This window comes from Stenotrophomonas sp. MH181796 (genome assembly GCF_009659995.1).
Classification (GTDB): Bacteria; Pseudomonadota; Gammaproteobacteria; order Xanthomonadales; family Xanthomonadaceae; genus Stenotrophomonas; species Stenotrophomonas riyadhensis.
Window position 1 is genome coordinate 33360 of the sequence record NZ_RAHU01000004.1, and the last position, 15687, is coordinate 49046.

Here is a 15687-nt window from a genome sequence, read left to right on the forward strand (position 1 = left end):
CTGCGCCAGCGTATGTCCGGACGATGTCCGTTCCATGACCCGCGAAGTCAGGCAGCGCAAGGCTGTAACCGTATACATGCGGCGTGAAGGATGTGCTAATTTCCGTTCTTTATCGGGAGAGGCCCATTCACCATGTTCGAGCGTCAGCGTCGCACCAAGATCCTTGCCACCCTCGGTCCGGCCACTGATCCGCCGGGCGTGCTGGAGGATCTGTTCCGCGCCGGCGTCAACGTGGTGCGCCTGAACTTCAGCCACGGCGATCCCTCCGGCCAGGCCAAGCGCGCCGCCGAAGTGCGCGCCGCCGCCGCCCGCGTCGGCGTGGAAGTCGGCATCCTGGCTGACCTGCCGGGCCCGAAGATCCGCATCGAGCGCTTCGCTGAAGGCAAGGTGCAGCTGAAGGCGGGCAACCGCTTCGACCTGATCGCCAGCACCAACGCCGGCCCCGGCGATGCGACCCAGGTGGGCGTGAGCTACCTCGGCCTGCCGCAGGACGTGGGTCCGGGCGATGTGCTGCTGCTCGACGACGGCCTGATGCAGCTGCAGGTGGTGGAGGTGCAGGGCGAACGCATCATCAACACCGTGCTCAACGACGGTGTGCTGTCCGACCGCAAGGGCCTGAACAAGCAAGGCGGCGGCCTGTCGCTGGGCGCGCTGACCGAGCGTGACAAGGAGCTGATCGGCATTGTCGCCAAGATCGGTGTCGACTTCATCGCCGTGTCGTTCTGCCGCAACGCGCAGGATATGAACGACGCGCGTGAGATCGCCCGCTCGCACGGCTGCGATGCCGCGCTGGTGTCGAAGATCGAGCGCACCGAGGCGATCGAGAACCTGGAAGAAATCGTCGAGGCCAGCGACGTGGTGATGGTGGCCCGTGGCGACCTCGGCGTGGAGATCGGCGATGCCGAACTGCCGGGCCTGCAGAAGAAGATCATCAAGGCCTCGCTGGCGCAGAACAAGGTGGTGATCACCGCCACGCAGATGCTGCAGTCGATGGTCGAAAGCCCGATCCCGACCCGTGCCGAAGTGCTGGACGTGGCCAACTCGGTCATCGATGGCACGGACGCGGTGATGCTGTCGGCCGAGACCGCTGCCGGTGCCTGGCCGGTCAAGGCTGTGGAAGCAATGGCGCGCATCTGCCTGGGGGCCGAGCGCCAGTTCCAGACCGAGACCGACTTCAACGCCTCGCCGCGCAACCTCGAGCGTGCTGACCAGGCCATCGCCATGGCCACCATGTTCCTGTCGCAGCACGTGGGTGTGCGCGCGATCGTGGCCATGACCGAATCCGGTGGTACCGCCCGCTATCTGTCGCGTTTCCGCGCCAAGGCACCGGTGTTCGCGGTGACCCGCCACGACGGCGCACGTCGCCAGATGGCGCTGATGCGCGATGTCTATCCGATCAACTTCGACAGCCGTGGCCTGACCCCGCGCGAAGCCGCACGCGGCAGCATCCGCCTGCTGGTGGAAGCCGAACTGCTGCAGGCCGGTGACCGCGTGGTGTTTACCAGCGGCGAGCACATGGAAACCCTGGGCGCAACCAACACCCTGCGCCTGCTGGAAGTGGGCGACGACGGCCGCGCGATCGGCCTGGGCGATCTGTAAACCCAGTCGGCCCTGGGTCGGAGCCGCGGCGCGGGTCCGACCCGGGGTCAGATTCCCGAAGGGGTTCTGACCCCACGCCGCAGGACATCCCTTGTCCGGTGCGGACATTGGAATCGTTTCCAGACTGGCCTCCACGTCGGGGCAACGGGCAGCGGGGCTATACTTACGTTTTTCCCGCACCCGCCACAGGAAGTACATGAGCATCGAACAGCTGGCTGAAACCGCCCAGGCCATGGTTGCCCCGGGCAAGGGCATCATCGCGATCGACGAATCCACCGCTACCATCGCCAAGCGTTTCGCTGGCGTCGGCATCGAGAACACCGAGGAGAACCGTCGCGCCTACCGCGAGCTGCTGCTGACCACGCCGAAGCTCAACGAGCACATTTCCGGCGCCATCCTGTTTGACGAAACCATCCGTCAGTCGACCAAGGACGGCGTGCCGTTCGCCAAGTACATGGCCGACCACGGCATGATTCCGGGCATCAAGGTGGACAAGGGTGCGCACCCGCTGGCCGGCTGCCCGGGCGAGCTGGTGACCGAAGGCCTGGACGGCCTGCGCGAGCGCCTGCAGGAGTACTACAAGCTGGGTGCGCGCTTCGCCAAGTGGCGTGCGGTGATCAACATCGGCGAGAGCATTCCGTCGGGCACCTGCATCGAGTCCAACGCCCACGCGCTGGCCCGCTATGCCGCCCTGTGCCAGGAATGTGGCCTGGTGCCGATGGTCGAGCCGGAAGTGATCATGGACGGCGACCACGACATCGAGACCTGCTACGAAGTCACCGAAGCCACCCTGCGTTCGCTGTTCGACGCGCTCTACCAGCAGAACGTGCTGCTGGAAGGCACCATCCTGAAGGCCTCGATGGTCATCTCCGGCAAGGGCTGCGATGAGCAGGCCGACGTCGAGGAAGTGGCCGAATCTACCGTGATGTGCCTGAAGAGCACCGTGCCGGCGATCCTGCCGGGCGTGGTGTTCCTGTCCGGTGGCCAGAGCGATGAGCAGTCCACCGAGCACCTGAACGCGATGAACCAGCTGGGCAACCTGCCGTGGCCGCTGAGCTTCTCCTACGGCCGCGCCATGCAGCAGGCCGCGCTGAAGCTGTGGGCCAAGGACATGAAGGGCAACTACGCCGCTGCCCAGAAGACCGTGTACGAGCGTGCCAAGGACAACGGCCTGGCTGCGCTGGGCAAGTGGAACGGTTGATCCGTCCCATCGCTGGATGAACAAGGCAGCGCCGGCATCACGCCGGCGTTTGCTTTTGCGGGTATCTTTTCCGCCCCCGCGTGCCCGGCCGGTACGCGGGAACCACATGGAAGGCCAAGGAGAAACAACATGCGTTTGGCAGCAATCACACTGGCCGTAGCCACGGTCCTGGTCGCCGGCGGGTGCAACCGCATCGGTGGCGGCGGTGCAGAGGCAGGCAAGGCCGCGTCGCTCGATTTCGACAAGCCGGTGTCCGGCGAGATCACCTCGCGCAGCGGCATCAACTTCAATGACGGCAGCCACCACCAGCTCTACCAGATCAAGCTGGAAGACAAGCAGCTGGTTGGGCTGAAGCTGACCGGATCGCTGAGTGGCTCGATCGCGGTATTCAGCAACGGCAGCCTGGTGGCCAGCAGCAACACCGGTTACGAGCGCGAAGGCGACGTCTCGCTGGCCTTCCGTGCCAACGGTGGCGGCACCTACCAGGTGGCGGTCAACGCCAATGGCTCGACCGATTACGGCCCGTACCGCCTGCGCGCCGAGAAGCTGGTGCCGTACGACGGCAAGCCGTTGGCGGGCAGTGGCGAGATCGTCGACATGCTGGCCGGCGGTTCGCAGGACTACACCCTGCAGGTGGACAAGGCAGGCCTGTATGAGATCCGCCTGGTCTCGGATGTCTTCGATCCGGTGCTGAAGCTGTCGGGCCAGGGGGTTGATGCGGAGAATGACGATGGTGGCGACAGCACCAACTCGCGCCTGACCCTGTCGCTGAAGCCGGGCAAGTACACCCTGACCGCGCGTGGCCTGGGCGACGGCGTCAGTGGCATGTTCACTCTGTCGGCCACCCGCATCGAACTGCCGGGCAACCTGGTCGAGCGCGATGGCAGCGCCCTGCCGAAGTCGGGCAGCGTGTACACCATGCTCGACAATGATGGCCGCCGCCGCTTCCTGCTGTCCCTGGACCGCCCGGCCGATGTACGCCTGGATGCGATCTCCAGCCAGGTCGATACCGTGCTGCGCGTGGTGGGCGGCGATGTCGAGCTGGCCGACGATGATGGTGGCAACGGCACCAACGCGCGCCTGGAAGAGACGCTGCCGGCCGGTCACTACACCGTGGACGTGTCCGGCCTGAACAATGGCGCGGGCCTGGTGGAAGTGCGCGTGCAGGTGGAGGGTGCCAGCGCCGATGGTGCTGCGGCCTCGGCTGCACGTGCTGCGGCCGACGCTGCGGCGGCGGTGGCTGATGATGCTGCTGCGGTGGAAGCCGCCAGCCGTTGAGCGTGATCCACGCATGCGTGGATGAAAACAACGGTGTGATGCAGAAGGCCGGGCAATGCCCGGCCTTTTCTCTTGCCTGCAGCGCTGCGGATCAATGCGCTGCAGCGAAGCCTGCATCGCCCAGCGGCGGCAACATCGAAGTGCGCGGTTCACTGTCCGTGTTCTGGCCGGCGGCAGCCAGCGCCTGCTGGTACGCCTTGGCCGTGGCCGTATTGAATGCCACCAGCACGATGCGCATCGGCTGCGCGTGGCTGCGCTGCCAGGCCAGCGTTTCCGTCACCGCGATCTGCGCGGCCTGGTACAGCGGATAGCCATACACGCCGCAGCTGATCGCCGGGAACGCGATCGACTGCACGCCCAGTGATTCGGCCAGCTGCAGCGATTTCCAGTAACAGTTGGCCAGCAGCGCCGGTTCGTCGCGCTGGCCGTCATGCCAGACCGGGCCCACCGTGTGCAGTACGTGGCGCGCTGGCAACGCATGGGCGCCGGTGGCGCGCACTTCGCCGGTCGGACAACGCACGCCCGGACGCAGCTCCGGCAACTGCTCGCACTCGGCCAGCAGTGCGGGGCCGGCTGCGCGATGGATCGCGCCGTCGACACCACCGCCACCGAGCAGTGTTTCATTGGCCGCGTTGACGATCGCATCCACCGCCAGGGTCGTGATGTCGCCCTGCCAAACCTCGATCTTCATGCGTCCGTCTCCTGCCTGTGAGGTGATCCGCGCAGCATCTGCGCCGGCTGTTCCCACGGTAGGGGACAGGGCATCGATATTGCGTCATGACCGTCTCACGCGCTGCGATCCGACGGCCTTCACGCACGATGGCGGGCGGCACCTTCACGCAGGCTGAAGCAGAAGGGGGTCAGAGCCCTTTGCCTGCGGAAAAGGGATCCGACCCCGGGTGTCACGGCAGGCCGGCCAACCACTCGTCGTCGGACCCTTCATTCACATCGGCGAACAGCGGTGTGGAGAAATAGCGTTCACCGGTGTCCGGCAGCATCGCCAGGATCACCGAGCCCGGTTCAGCGCGCGCGGCCACGTCAAGCGCACTGGCGACGGTGGCGCCGGCGGAGATGCCGACGAAGATGCCTTCCTCGGCCGCCAGGCGGCGCGCGGTGGCGATCGCGCGGTCATCTTCGACCGAGACCAGTTCGTCCACCACATCGCGGTTGAGCACGTCCGGCACGAAGTCCGGGGTCCAGCCCTGGATCTTGTGCGGCTTCCAGTCATCGCCCTTGAGCAGGGCGGCGCCGGCTGGCTCGGTGGCGATGATGCGGGTCTGCGGGCGTGCCACCTTCAGCACTTCGCCAACACCGGTGAGCGTGCCGCCGGTGCCCCAGCCGCTGACGAAATAGTCCAGCCGCTTGCCGGCGAAGTCGCGCAGGATTTCCGCGGCGGTGGTGTTGCGGTGATACGCCGGGTTGGCCGGGTTGGCGAACTGGCTGGCCAGGAACCAGCCGTGCTGCTCGGCCAGTTCGGCCGCCTTGCGCACCATGCCGCTGCCGCGCTCGGCGGCCGGGGTCAGGATCACCTTGGCACCATAGGCACGCATCAGCTTGCGGCGCTCGACCGAGAAGGTCTCGACCATGGTGGCCACGAACTTGTAGCCGCGCGCGGCGGCGACCATCGCCAGTGCCACGCCAGTGTTGCCTGAAGTGGCTTCGACGATGGTGTCGCCCGGCTTGAGCAGGCCGCGTGCCTCGGCGTCGAGGATGATCGCCAGCGCCAGACGGTCCTTCACCGAGCCGCCCGGGTTGAACGACTCGACCTTGGCGTAGACGCTGACCTGCGGGGGCGCCAGGCGCTGCAGCCTGACGATGGGGGTGTTGCCGACGGTATCGAGGATGGAGTCGTACAGGGCCATGGAAGCGCTCCGGAAACGGGGCCGCGCCGGGCTTCGGCGGGCGAAGGGGGAGGGCTGGCTGTTCAGGCCAGCGGCTGCCGGCTGACCGTAGCGCCGGCATATGACGCCCGGAAATGACCAGATACCTTTCTTAAACAACCTTTGGTTATAAGCTGGTGACGGCAATTGACCCTAGAGTGGACCTCCGCCCCACGCCGCCTGCCTCCCATGACGCTGACCCAGCTGCGCTACCTGGTTGCCATCGCCGACGCCGAGCTGAACATCACGCTGGCCGCCTCGCGCGTGCACGCCACCCAGCCCGGTCTGTCCAAGCAGCTCAAGCAGCTGGAGGACGAGCTGGGTTTCCTGTTGTTCGTGCGCAAGGGCCGCAGCCTGGAGTCGGTCACCCCGGCCGGCACCGAGGTCATCGCCCGTGCCCGCGCGGTGCTGGCCGAGGCCAACAACATCCGCACCTACGCGGCCAACCAGCGCCGCGAGAGCCAGGGGCAGCTGATCCTGACCACCACCCACACCCAGGCGCGCTTCGTGCTGCCGCCGGCCGTGGCGGCGATCAAGCAGGCCTACCCGCAGGTGAGCGTGCACCTGCAGCAGGCCGGTGAAGCCGACGCGCTGGACCGCTTGAACCAGGGTGATGCCGATATCGCCATCATCAGCACCGCCGGCGGTGAGCCCACCGATGGCATCGCGGTGCCGCTGTTCCGCTGGCGACGTCTGGTGGTGGTACCGAAGGGCCACCCGCTGGACCGCGCGGGCCGCGCACCGGACCTGGCCGCGTTGGCCCGGCAACCGCTGATCAGCTACGAATCCTCGACCCGGCCGAATTCCTCGTTGCAGCGCGCCTTCGCTGCGAACGGCCTGGTGCCGGACCTGGCGCTGACCGCGCTTGATGCGGACCTGATCAAGACCTATGTGCGTACCGGGCTGGGCGTGGGCCTGCTGGCGGAGATGGCGGTCAGTTCCAACGACGAAGACCTGAGATCGTGGCCGGCGCCGGACCCGATCAGCGAATGCATCGCGTGGGCGGTGCTGCCGCGCGACCGCGTGCTGCGTGATTACGCGCTGGAGCTGGTGCACGTGCTGGCACCGCAGATTGATCCGCGCGACCTGCGAAGGGTGCTGGATGGCAACCAGGCGGCGGCGTGGCCGGTGCCACCGACCTGGGAGTCACTGACCCAGACCATCACGGTGTGAGGTGGGTCGAGCAGGGCTTGCAGCCCTGCACCTGCGGTAGTGCCGGCCGCTGGCCGGCAACCTCAGTAGCAACATCAACATCAAATGCGGGTTTTCTGTGGGATGGCGGGGCGGTGTGGGCAGGCAGGACACGCCGTAAACCCCCGCTCCGCGGTCCGGCCCAGCCGCTGGCGGCTGTGCGGGCGCTTGCGAAGCAGTGCTTCGCAAGCAAAGCGCCCTCACCCCTGGGGGCTCGATGGCGCCATCCATGGCGCCAACGGTCCTGCCTACCCACACCGCCCCACCTCTGACAGATTCCGATGGCTGTTGGTAGGTGTCGACCTTGGTCGACACGGTAGATCCACGCCATGCGTGGATGAAATCTGTCAGATATCGAAATACATCTGGGGTCAGATCCGTTTTCCTGCGGAAAACGGATCTGACCCCAAGAGCCGTTCCAACAGACCGCAGCAAACTGTCGAAGGCGGGGTGGGTCCGGTTGCGGGAGTGTCCGCGGCATGGATGCCGCGGCCAAGCCCCCAGGGACGGGTTTACGGCGTCTCCCGCAACCGGACCCGCCCCGCCATCCCACGGGAAGCCAGTTTTTGCTATTGCTGTTGCTTCGGCTCTTGCCGTGGACGTGGCATCTGCAGGTGCAGGGCGCAGCCCTGCCGAACACCCCCGCGACGGGGTGTCGCAAATGCCTGCGACGGTTCGTCGCACAGGGCAACCCTGGACCCGGCTCTAAACTAGCGGGGTGACCCGCCTGTCCCGCCCGCAGCGTCTCCTGCTCCAGCTCGCCGTCCTGGCGACGCTGCTGATGGTGCTCGCGCCGCTGGTCAGCCGCGCGCTGCAGGCATCGCCGATGGAGCACGCGGCGATGGCGGGCATGGACCATGCCGCGATGGGCCATGACATGCACGCCATGGCCGTGCCCGGGCACGATCAGCACGGCGCCGTGCCGGCCGCGCCCAGCCGTCCGCCCGACCCCCACGCCATGCACGGCGAAGCCTGCGAATACTGCGTGCTGGCGATGCGCCTGCTGCCGTGGCTGGCGGTGCTGGTGCTGCTGTTGCCGCTGCTGTGGCGCCCGCGGCTGGTGTTCCCGTGGTCGCAGCAGGTGCTGCCCGCGCTGCGCTGGCCGGCACATGCCGCGCGCGGGCCGCCGCGTTTCTCCATCGTTCGCTGATGTCCCTATCGAATCTGCCGCACGACGCCTGACCGGGCGCCGTGCGCGCGTGCGTACTTTGGAGCTGTTCCGATGAAAATGACTTCCCGCCCCGCGGGCGCCTGCGCGCGCCTGCCGGTTGCCCTTGGCCTGGCCGTGGCCGCGTCACTGGCCCACGCTGCGCCTGCCGAAGAGGCGCGTACCCTCGACACGATGGTGGTCACCGCCGCCGCGCCGTCGTCCCCGTTGCACTGGGTGACCGATCCGCGCCTGCCGCGGCAGCCCGTGCCTGCCAGTGATGGCGCTGATTACCTGAAGACCGTCCCCGGCTTCTCCGCCATCCGCAACGGCGGCACCAACGGCGACCCGGTGCTGCGCGGCATGTTCGGTTCGCGCCTGAACATCCTCAGCAATGACGGCAACCTGATCGGCGCCTGCCCATCGCGCATGGACAATCCGCTGTCCTACATCGCACCGGAAAGCTTCGACCGGCTGACCATCATCAAGGGCCCGCAGAGCGTGCGCTGGGGGGCCGGGGCGTCGGCCGGCACCGTGCGTTTCGAGCGCGATACCCCGCGTTTCGAGGAACCGGGCGTGCGTGCCGATGCCAGTGCGCTGGTCGGTTCGCGCAACCGCAACGACCAGGTGCTGGACCTGACCCTGGGCAACCCGACCGGCTACGTGCGCGCCAGTGGCAACCGTTCCGAAGCCGATGACTACAAGGATGGCAACGGTGACGTGGTGCCGTCGAAGTGGCGCAAGTGGAACGGTGACGTGGCCATCGGCTGGACGCCGGATGCCGACACGCTGCTGGAGATTTCCGCCGGTGCCGGTGATGCCATCGCACGCTACGCGGGCCGTGGCATGGACGGTGCCGCGTTCGAACGCACCAGCTACGCCGCGCGTTTCGAGAAGCGCAACCTGCCGGGGGCATGGGACACGTTGCAGGCCAACGTGTACTACAACAACGCCGACCACGTGATGGACAACTACACGCTGCGCACGCCGAACCCGCACAGCATGATGCCGATGCCGATGGCATCGAACGTGGTTCGCCGAACCCAGGGCGGTCGGGTCAGTTCCGAGTGGCGCTGGCAGGACGTGCAGCTGGTGGCGGGTGTGGATGGCGAAGACAGCCGCCATCGCGGGCGCATGGGCATGGGCCGCGACACCTACCGCCAGGCCGCCTGGGAGACTGATGCCAACTTCCGGCGCTACGGCGTGTTCACCGAGTTGACCCTCGGTGCCGGCACCGATCAGCGCTGGATCAGCGGACTGCGCATCGACCGTGCCAGCGTGCGCGACGAGCGGCAGTCGATCCGCGGAATGATGGGCAACATGCCCAATCCGACTGCGGGCCAACGCCGCAAGGAATGGCTCGGCAGTGGCTTCCTGCGCTACGAGCAGGACCTGGCCGACGGCCTGGCCTGGTATGCCGGCCTCGGCCACAGTGAACGCATGCCCGACTACTGGGAGCTGTTCTCGCCCAACCACGGCCCGGCCGGTGCAGTGAACGCGTTTGCCGGTATCCAGCCGGAGCGCACCACCCAGCTCGATGTCGGCCTGCAGTACAAGGGACCGCGCGTGCAGGCCTGGGTTTCGGCGTACGCCGGGCAGATCCAGGACTACATCCTGTTCACCTACCACGGCAGCGGCATGATGGGCATGAGCCAGGCCAGCAACATTGATGCGCGTATCGCTGGTGCCGAGGCGGGCCTGGAAGTGAGCGTGGCCGAACAATGGACGCTGGGCGGCACGCTGGCCTATGCGTGGGGCGAGAACCGCGACCAGCATCGCCCGTTGCCGCAGATGCCACCGCTGGAAGCACGCCTGAGCGCGAACTGGGAGGGCCAGCGCTGGAGTGCCGGTGCGCTGCTGCGCGCGGTGACCCACCAGCATCGTGTCGCAGATGGCCAAGGCAACGTCGTCGCCCAGGATCTTGGGCCGAGTGCCGGCTTCGCCACTTTCGCGCTCAACGCGGCGTACCGCTTCAGTTCGCAGCTGCAGCTCAGCGCGGGCGTCGACAACCTGTTCGACCGTGCCTACAGCGAGCACCTGAACCTTGCCGGCAGCGCCGACTTCGGCTTCCCGGCCGATCCGGTGCGCATCAACGAGCCGGGCCGCAGCTTGTGGATGAAGGTGAACTACCGGTATTGATCCGTCGGATGCAAAAAAACGGGGCCGGATCCCCGCCAGGATCCGTCCCCGCCCGACGCCCTCCGTCGGGCAGCTTCGACTCTACGATGGCAGCGGCCACAGTGGGCGGCTGGATACACCTCGACACACGCCGACACCGCTGATATCAGCCTTGCACGGAACGGGTTCAAGGCGCTATCGCAGCCCTGGTTCCACGCCGGTAAACGCTTGGCACATACCGCTTTTGCGGGCCCTTGCCTACACTCGGCGGCCGTGGATCACTCAGGACCGTTCATGTTGGCTCGTATCGCTTCGACCCTGGCCCTTGGCCTCAGCCTGGCCGTGCTGGCCGGGTGCGCAGGCAAACAGGAGGCCGCCGCCCGTCGGCAGGGAGAAGCGGTGCCGGTCACCGCGCAGGTCGTGCAGTCCACGCAGTGGAACGACACCCTGCAGGCACTGGGCACGGCCAAGGCACGCGAATCCATCAGCGTGACCGCCAAGGTCAGCGAGATCGTCGAGAAAGTGCATTTCGAAAGCGGCCAGCACGTCGCTGCCGGGGCGCCGATCGTGACCCTGCGCGGCCAGGCCCAGGAGGCTGCGCTGGTGCAGGCGCAGGCCACCTTCCACGAGGCCGACCAGCTGTACAAGCGCCAGCGCGAGCTGGCCACCCAGCGGCTGGTGTCCAGCGCCACGCTGGATACGCAGAAGTCGATCCGCGATGCCGCCGAGGCGCGTGTGGCGCAGATGCAGTCGGATATCGGCGACCGTCGCGTGCGTGCGCCGTTCGCTGGCGTCCTGGGTATCCGCCAGGTCAGCCCGGGCACGCTGCTGACGCCGACCACGGTGATCGCCACGCTCGACGACATCGAGCACATGCACATCGATTTCCAGGTGCCGGAAGTGGAACTGGCCGCACTGGGCGTCGGTGACAAGGTCAGTGCCACCAGCGTGGCGTGGCCCGGCCGCACCTTTGAGGGTGTGGTCAGCACCATCGATGCGCGCATCGACCCGGCCACCCGTGCGGTGACCGTGCGCGCCGATTTCGCCAACGGCGACCATGCGCTGCGTCCGGGCATGTTGCTGGACGTGCGCCTGTTCCGGCCCGAGCGCCCGGCGCTGGTGGTGCCGGAGATCGCCGTGGTGCAGGTCGGCCGCGATACCTTCATGTACCGCATCAAGGCCGACGACAGCGTCGAGCGCGTGGACGTGGTCACCGGCGCGCGCCGTGCCGGCGTGGTCGAGATCAGGCAGGGCCTGGAAGCGGGCCAGCGCATCGTGGTCGATGGCACCGGCAAGCTGCGCCCGGGCCTGAAGGTCGCGGCCAAGGACGCGGCCCCGGCCAGCGGTGCGAAGCCCGCTGACGCTGCAGCGCCGGTCGCGGCCGAGGGCCACGGCGGATGAAGCTGTCCGACATCTCCATCCAGCGGCCGGTGTTTGCCGTGGTGATGAGCCTGTTGCTGCTGGTGCTGGGCGTGATGTCCTTCACCCGCCTGACCCTGCGTGAGCTGCCGGCCATCGATCCGCCGATCGTCTCGGTGTCGGTGGACTACACCGGCGCCTCGGCCGCGGTCATCGAAAGCCGTATCACCCAGGTACTGGAAGACGCGCTGGCCGGCATCGAAGGCATCGATACGATCAATGCGCGCAGCACCAATGGCCGCTCGCAGGTCAGCATCGAATTCACCTCCAACCGCGATATCGAAGCGGCGGCCAATGACGTGCGCGATGCGGCCAGCCGCGTCGCCGACCGCATGCCGGAGGAAGCGCGTCCGCCGGAGATCGCCAAGGTCGAGAGCGATGCCGACCCGATCATCTGGTTCAACATGGTCTCCTCGACCATGGACACGCTGGAGCTGAGCGACTACGCCGACCGCTACGTGGTCGATCGTTTCTCCAGCCTCGACGGCGTGGCCCAGGTCCGCATCGGCGGCCGCCAGCGTTACGCGATGCGGATCTGGCTGGACCGCGACCAGCTGGCGGCGCGCGGGCTGACCACCGGCGACGTCGAAACCGCGCTGCGCAACGAGAACGTGGAACTGCCGGCCGGCCGCATCGAGTCGACCGACCGCGATTTCACCCTGCGCGTGGAGCGCAACTACATCAAGCCGGAAGACTTCGCGACCATCCCGCTGGGCAAGGGACGCGATGGCTACGTGGTGCGCATGGGCGACGTGGCGAAGATCGAGCTGGCCTCGGCCGAGCGCCGCGCGTACTACCGCAGCAACGGCGAGCCGGGCATCGGCCTGGGCATCGTCAAGACCTCCACCGCCAACTCGCTGGACGTGGCCCGTGTCGCGCGTGCCGAGGCGGAGCGGGTCGCACTGACCCTGCCCAAGGGCACGCAGATCTTCGTCGCCTTCGACAACACCACCTTCATCGAAGCCGCGGTGGACCGCGTCTACGCCACGCTGGTGGAGGCGATGATCCTGGTGCTGGCGGTGATCTGGCTGTTCCTCGGCAGCTTCCGCGCCGCGCTGATTCCGGCGGTGACCGTGCCGGTCTGCCTGGTCGCGGCGTTCATCGCACTGTATGCGTTTGATTTCTCGATCAACCTGCTGACCCTGTTGGCGCTGGTGCTGTGCATCGGCCTGGTGGTGGACGATGCGATCGTGGTGGTGGAGAACGTGCAGCGCCGCATCGATCTGGGCGAACCGCCGCTGGTCGCCTCCAAGCGCGGCACGGCGCAGGTCGCCTTCGCGGTGATTGCTACCACCGCGGTGCTGGTGGCGGTATTCCTGCCGGTCGGTTTCCTGGAAGGCAACACCGGGCGCCTGTTCCGCGAGCTGGCGGTGGCACTGGCCGCCGCGGTGGCATTGTCCGCCTTCGTGGCGCTGACGCTGACGCCGATGATGGCCTCCAAGCTGCTCAAGCCGCACACCGGGCACGCGCCGCGTGGCCTGCATGGCTTCGTCAACCGCAACCTGGAGCGCCTGGCAGGGGCCTATGGGCGGGTGCTCGACCATCACGTGGACCGCACCTGGATCTACCTGCTGGTGATGGTGGCCGCACTGGCTGCCAGCTGGGGCCTGCTCAAGCTGCTGCCGTCGGAACTGGCGCCGGCCGAAGACCGCGGTTCGTTCCAGATCATGATCGACGGCCCGGAAGGCGCCGGCTACGACTACACCGTGCAGCAGGTGCAGCAGGTGGAAGCGATGCTGGCACCGCATGTCGGCCCGGACAAGCCAATCGTGCGCGCCAACCCGCGCGTGCCGGGTGGCTGGGGCGCCAGCGAGGAAATGCACACCGGCCGCGTCAGCATCTTCCTGCAGCCGTGGCGCCAGCGCAGCGAAGGGACGCCGGAAGTGGCCAACGAGCTGCAGAAGGAGCTGGATACCATCCGTGGCGTGCGGGTACGCACGCAGGTGGGCGGTGGCCTGGTGCGCAGCGGCGGCCAGCCGTTCCAGATCGTATTGGGTGGTCCGGAATATGCCGAGATCGCGCAGTGGCGCGACCGCATCCTGCTGCGCATGGCCGACAATCCCGGCCTGGTCGGCCCGGACTCGGACTACAAGGAGACCCGGCCGCAGATGCGGGTCAACATCGACCGCCAGCGTGCGGCCGACCTCGGCGTGCCGGTCACCGCGATCGGTTCGGCGCTGGAAACCATGATGGGCTCGCGCCGCGTCACCACCTTCGTCGACAACGGCGAGGAGTACGACGTGCTGGTGCAGGCCGGCCGCGATGGCCGTGCCAGCCCAGCCGACCTGGCGGCGATCCGCGTGCGCGCGACTTCCGGCGAACTGGTGCCGCTGTCCAACCTGGTCACGCTGAGCGAAGTGGCCGAGGCCGGCACCCTGAACCGCTTCAACCGCCTGCGCTCGATCACCATCAACGCCGGCCTGGCGCCGGGCTATCCGCTGGGCGAGGCCATTGCCTGGGCGCAGAACGTGGCTCGCGAGGAGCTGCCGCAGTATGCACAGGTGAACTGGAAGGGCGAATCGCGTGAGTACCAGAGCGCCGGTGGTGCCGTGCTGCTGACCTTCGCGATGGCCCTGCTGGTGGTCTACCTGGTGCTGGCCGCGCAGTTCGAGAGCTTCATCCACCCGCTCACCATCATGCTGACCGTGCCGCTGGGCGTGCTCGGCGCGCTGGTCGGGTTGTGGGTGAGCGGCGGCACGGTGAACCTGTTCAGCCAGATCGGCATCGTCATGCTGGTCGGCCTGGCCGCGAAGAACGGCATCCTCATCGTCGAATTCGCCAACCAGCTGCGTGACGACGGAAGAACCGTGCGCGAGGCGATCATCGAATCGGCGATGGTGCGCCTGCGCCCGATCCTGATGACCTCGATCGCCACCGTGGTCGGCGCGATTCCGCTGGTGGTGGCCGGTGGCCCTGGTTCGGCCAGCCGTGGCACGATCGGCATCGTGATCATCTTCGGCGTGACCCTCTCGACCTTCCTGTCGCTGTTCGTGGTGCCGGCGTTCTACGCGCGGCTGGCCCCGTACACCCGCTCGCCGGAAGCGGTGAAGCGCGAGCTGGAGAAGCAGGAAGCGGAATCGCCCTCGGTGGGTGGCCATGCCTGATCCGACCGCCAACGGGATGGCAGGCGGGGCCGGATCCCTTTCCCAAGGGGAAAGGGCTCTGACCCCACACCTGCAGGGCCAGGGCTTCCTGCTGCGCCCCTGGCGCAATGAAGACCTCGAATCCCTGCTGCACCACGCCAACGACGCCGAGGTGTCGCGCGGCCTGCGCGACCGCTTCCCGTACCCGTACACGCGCGAGGATGGCGAGGCCTTCCTCGCCGGCCGCGTGCTGGCCCCCGGTACCCTGAACCTGGCCATCGAGATCGACGGCCAGGCCTGCGGCAGCGTCGGGGCCCAGCAGGGCAGTGCCGAGCGCGGGCACATGGCCGAGCTGGGCTACTGGTTGGGCCAGGCCTACTGGGGCCAAGGAGTGATGACCCGGGTGGTCGGCCTGTTCGCCCCCTGGGTGATGGACGAACTTGGCCTGTTCAGGCTGCAGGCCGGGGTGGTCGACTTCAACCTCGGCTCGGCCCGGGTGCTGGAAAAGAACGGTTTCCAGGAAGAAGGCGTGGACCGCTGCGCGGTCTACAAGCGCGGCGTGCTGCACGACCTGCGCCGTTTTGCCCGGGTACGCACGCAGCTGCCCTGAACAGGCGTGGGGTCGGATCCCTTTTCGCAGAAAAGGGCTCTGACCCCATTTCACGGATATCGGGGGTCAGAGCCCCTGCGCGCTGCGCAAGGGATCCGACCGCATCCTTCTGGCGCTACCGCAGCGGCCTTCGATCAGGGAGAATCGGTCAGGTCCCTTCC

At 67.5% G+C, this 15687-nt stretch carries 11 protein-coding genes; 9 read left to right on the forward strand and 2 right to left on the reverse strand.

The window, feature by feature from the left end; translation table 11 throughout:
• The first annotated feature begins 132 nt into the window (after positions 1–132).
• From pyk to D5301_RS10520, 3 genes are all read left to right on the forward strand, one after another.
• Positions 133–1599, forward strand: coding sequence for a pyruvate kinase (pyk, locus tag D5301_RS10510; protein ID WP_110713411.1), 1467 nt, complete (start codon positions 133–135; stop codon positions 1597–1599).
• A 196-nt stretch (positions 1600–1795) separates the two neighbouring features.
• Positions 1796–2800, forward strand: a complete 1005-nt coding sequence (locus D5301_RS10515) for a class I fructose-bisphosphate aldolase (protein ID WP_010481439.1) — start codon at positions 1796–1798, stop codon at positions 2798–2800.
• Between the two features lie 129 nt (positions 2801–2929).
• On the forward strand, positions 2930–4078 hold the full coding sequence (locus D5301_RS10520; protein WP_110713409.1) for an ABC transporter substrate-binding protein: 1149 nt from the start codon (positions 2930–2932) through the stop codon (positions 4076–4078).
• 91 nt (positions 4079–4169) lie between these two features.
• On the opposite strand, the gene D5301_RS10525 is transcribed toward D5301_RS10520, so the two are convergent.
• Both D5301_RS10525 and cysK read right to left on the reverse strand, forming a co-directional pair.
• Entirely contained in the window at positions 4170–4769 is a 600-nt protein-coding gene (locus D5301_RS10525; protein WP_110713408.1) for an O-acetyl-ADP-ribose deacetylase, read from the reverse strand.
• 211 nt (positions 4770–4980) lie between these two features.
• On the reverse strand, positions 4981–5940 hold the full coding sequence (cysK, locus tag D5301_RS10530) for a cysteine synthase A (RefSeq protein WP_153855654.1): 960 nt from the start codon (positions 5938–5940) through the stop codon (positions 4981–4983).
• A 207-nt stretch (positions 5941–6147) separates the two neighbouring features.
• On the opposite strand from cysK, the gene D5301_RS10535 reads away from it, so the two are divergent.
• From D5301_RS10535 to D5301_RS10560, 6 genes are all read left to right on the forward strand, one after another.
• Positions 6148–7131, forward strand: a complete 984-nt coding sequence (locus D5301_RS10535; protein WP_010481448.1) for a LysR family transcriptional regulator — start codon at positions 6148–6150, stop codon at positions 7129–7131.
• 736 nt (positions 7132–7867) lie between these two features.
• Positions 7868–8299, forward strand: coding sequence for a DUF2946 family protein (locus D5301_RS10540; protein WP_324187305.1), 432 nt, complete (start codon positions 7868–7870; stop codon positions 8297–8299).
• 72 nt (positions 8300–8371) lie between these two features.
• Entirely contained in the window at positions 8372–10435 is a 2064-nt protein-coding gene (locus tag D5301_RS10545; RefSeq protein WP_153855655.1) for a TonB-dependent copper receptor, read from the forward strand.
• 273 nt (positions 10436–10708) lie between these two features.
• Positions 10709–11815, forward strand: coding sequence for an efflux RND transporter periplasmic adaptor subunit (locus tag D5301_RS10550; protein ID WP_110713401.1), 1107 nt, complete (start codon positions 10709–10711; stop codon positions 11813–11815).
• Positions 11812–14937, forward strand: a complete 3126-nt coding sequence (locus D5301_RS10555) for an efflux RND transporter permease subunit (RefSeq protein ID WP_153855656.1) — start codon at positions 11812–11814, stop codon at positions 14935–14937. The genes D5301_RS10550 and D5301_RS10555 overlap by 4 nt, the downstream gene beginning before the upstream one ends.
• On the forward strand, positions 14930–15526 hold the full coding sequence (locus D5301_RS10560) for a GNAT family protein (protein WP_153855657.1): 597 nt from the start codon (positions 14930–14932) through the stop codon (positions 15524–15526). The genes D5301_RS10555 and D5301_RS10560 overlap by 8 nt, the downstream gene beginning before the upstream one ends.
• Positions 15527–15687: the final 161 nt, after the last annotated feature.

Coding starts and splice junctions, on each gene's coding strand:
- D5301_RS10545 (WP_153855655.1), top strand. CDS start 8,372: ATGAAAATGACTTCCCGCCCCGCGGGCGCCTGCGCGCGCCTGCCGGTT.
- pyk (WP_110713411.1), top strand. CDS start 133: ATGTTCGAGCGTCAGCGTCGCACCAAGATCCTTGCCACCCTCGGTCCG.
- D5301_RS10555 (WP_153855656.1), top strand. CDS start 11,812: ATGAAGCTGTCCGACATCTCCATCCAGCGGCCGGTGTTTGCCGTGGTG.
- D5301_RS10520 (WP_110713409.1), top strand. CDS start 2,930: ATGCGTTTGGCAGCAATCACACTGGCCGTAGCCACGGTCCTGGTCGCC.
- D5301_RS10550 (WP_110713401.1), top strand. CDS start 10,709: ATGTTGGCTCGTATCGCTTCGACCCTGGCCCTTGGCCTCAGCCTGGCC.
- cysK (WP_153855654.1), bottom strand. CDS start 5,940: ATGGCCCTGTACGACTCCATCCTCGATACCGTCGGCAACACCCCCATC.
- D5301_RS10535 (WP_010481448.1), top strand. CDS start 6,148: ATGACGCTGACCCAGCTGCGCTACCTGGTTGCCATCGCCGACGCCGAG.
- D5301_RS10525 (WP_110713408.1), bottom strand. CDS start 4,769: ATGAAGATCGAGGTTTGGCAGGGCGACATCACGACCCTGGCGGTGGAT.
- D5301_RS10515 (WP_010481439.1), top strand. CDS start 1,796: ATGAGCATCGAACAGCTGGCTGAAACCGCCCAGGCCATGGTTGCCCCG.
- D5301_RS10560 (WP_153855657.1), top strand. CDS start 14,930: ATGCCTGATCCGACCGCCAACGGGATGGCAGGCGGGGCCGGATCCCTT.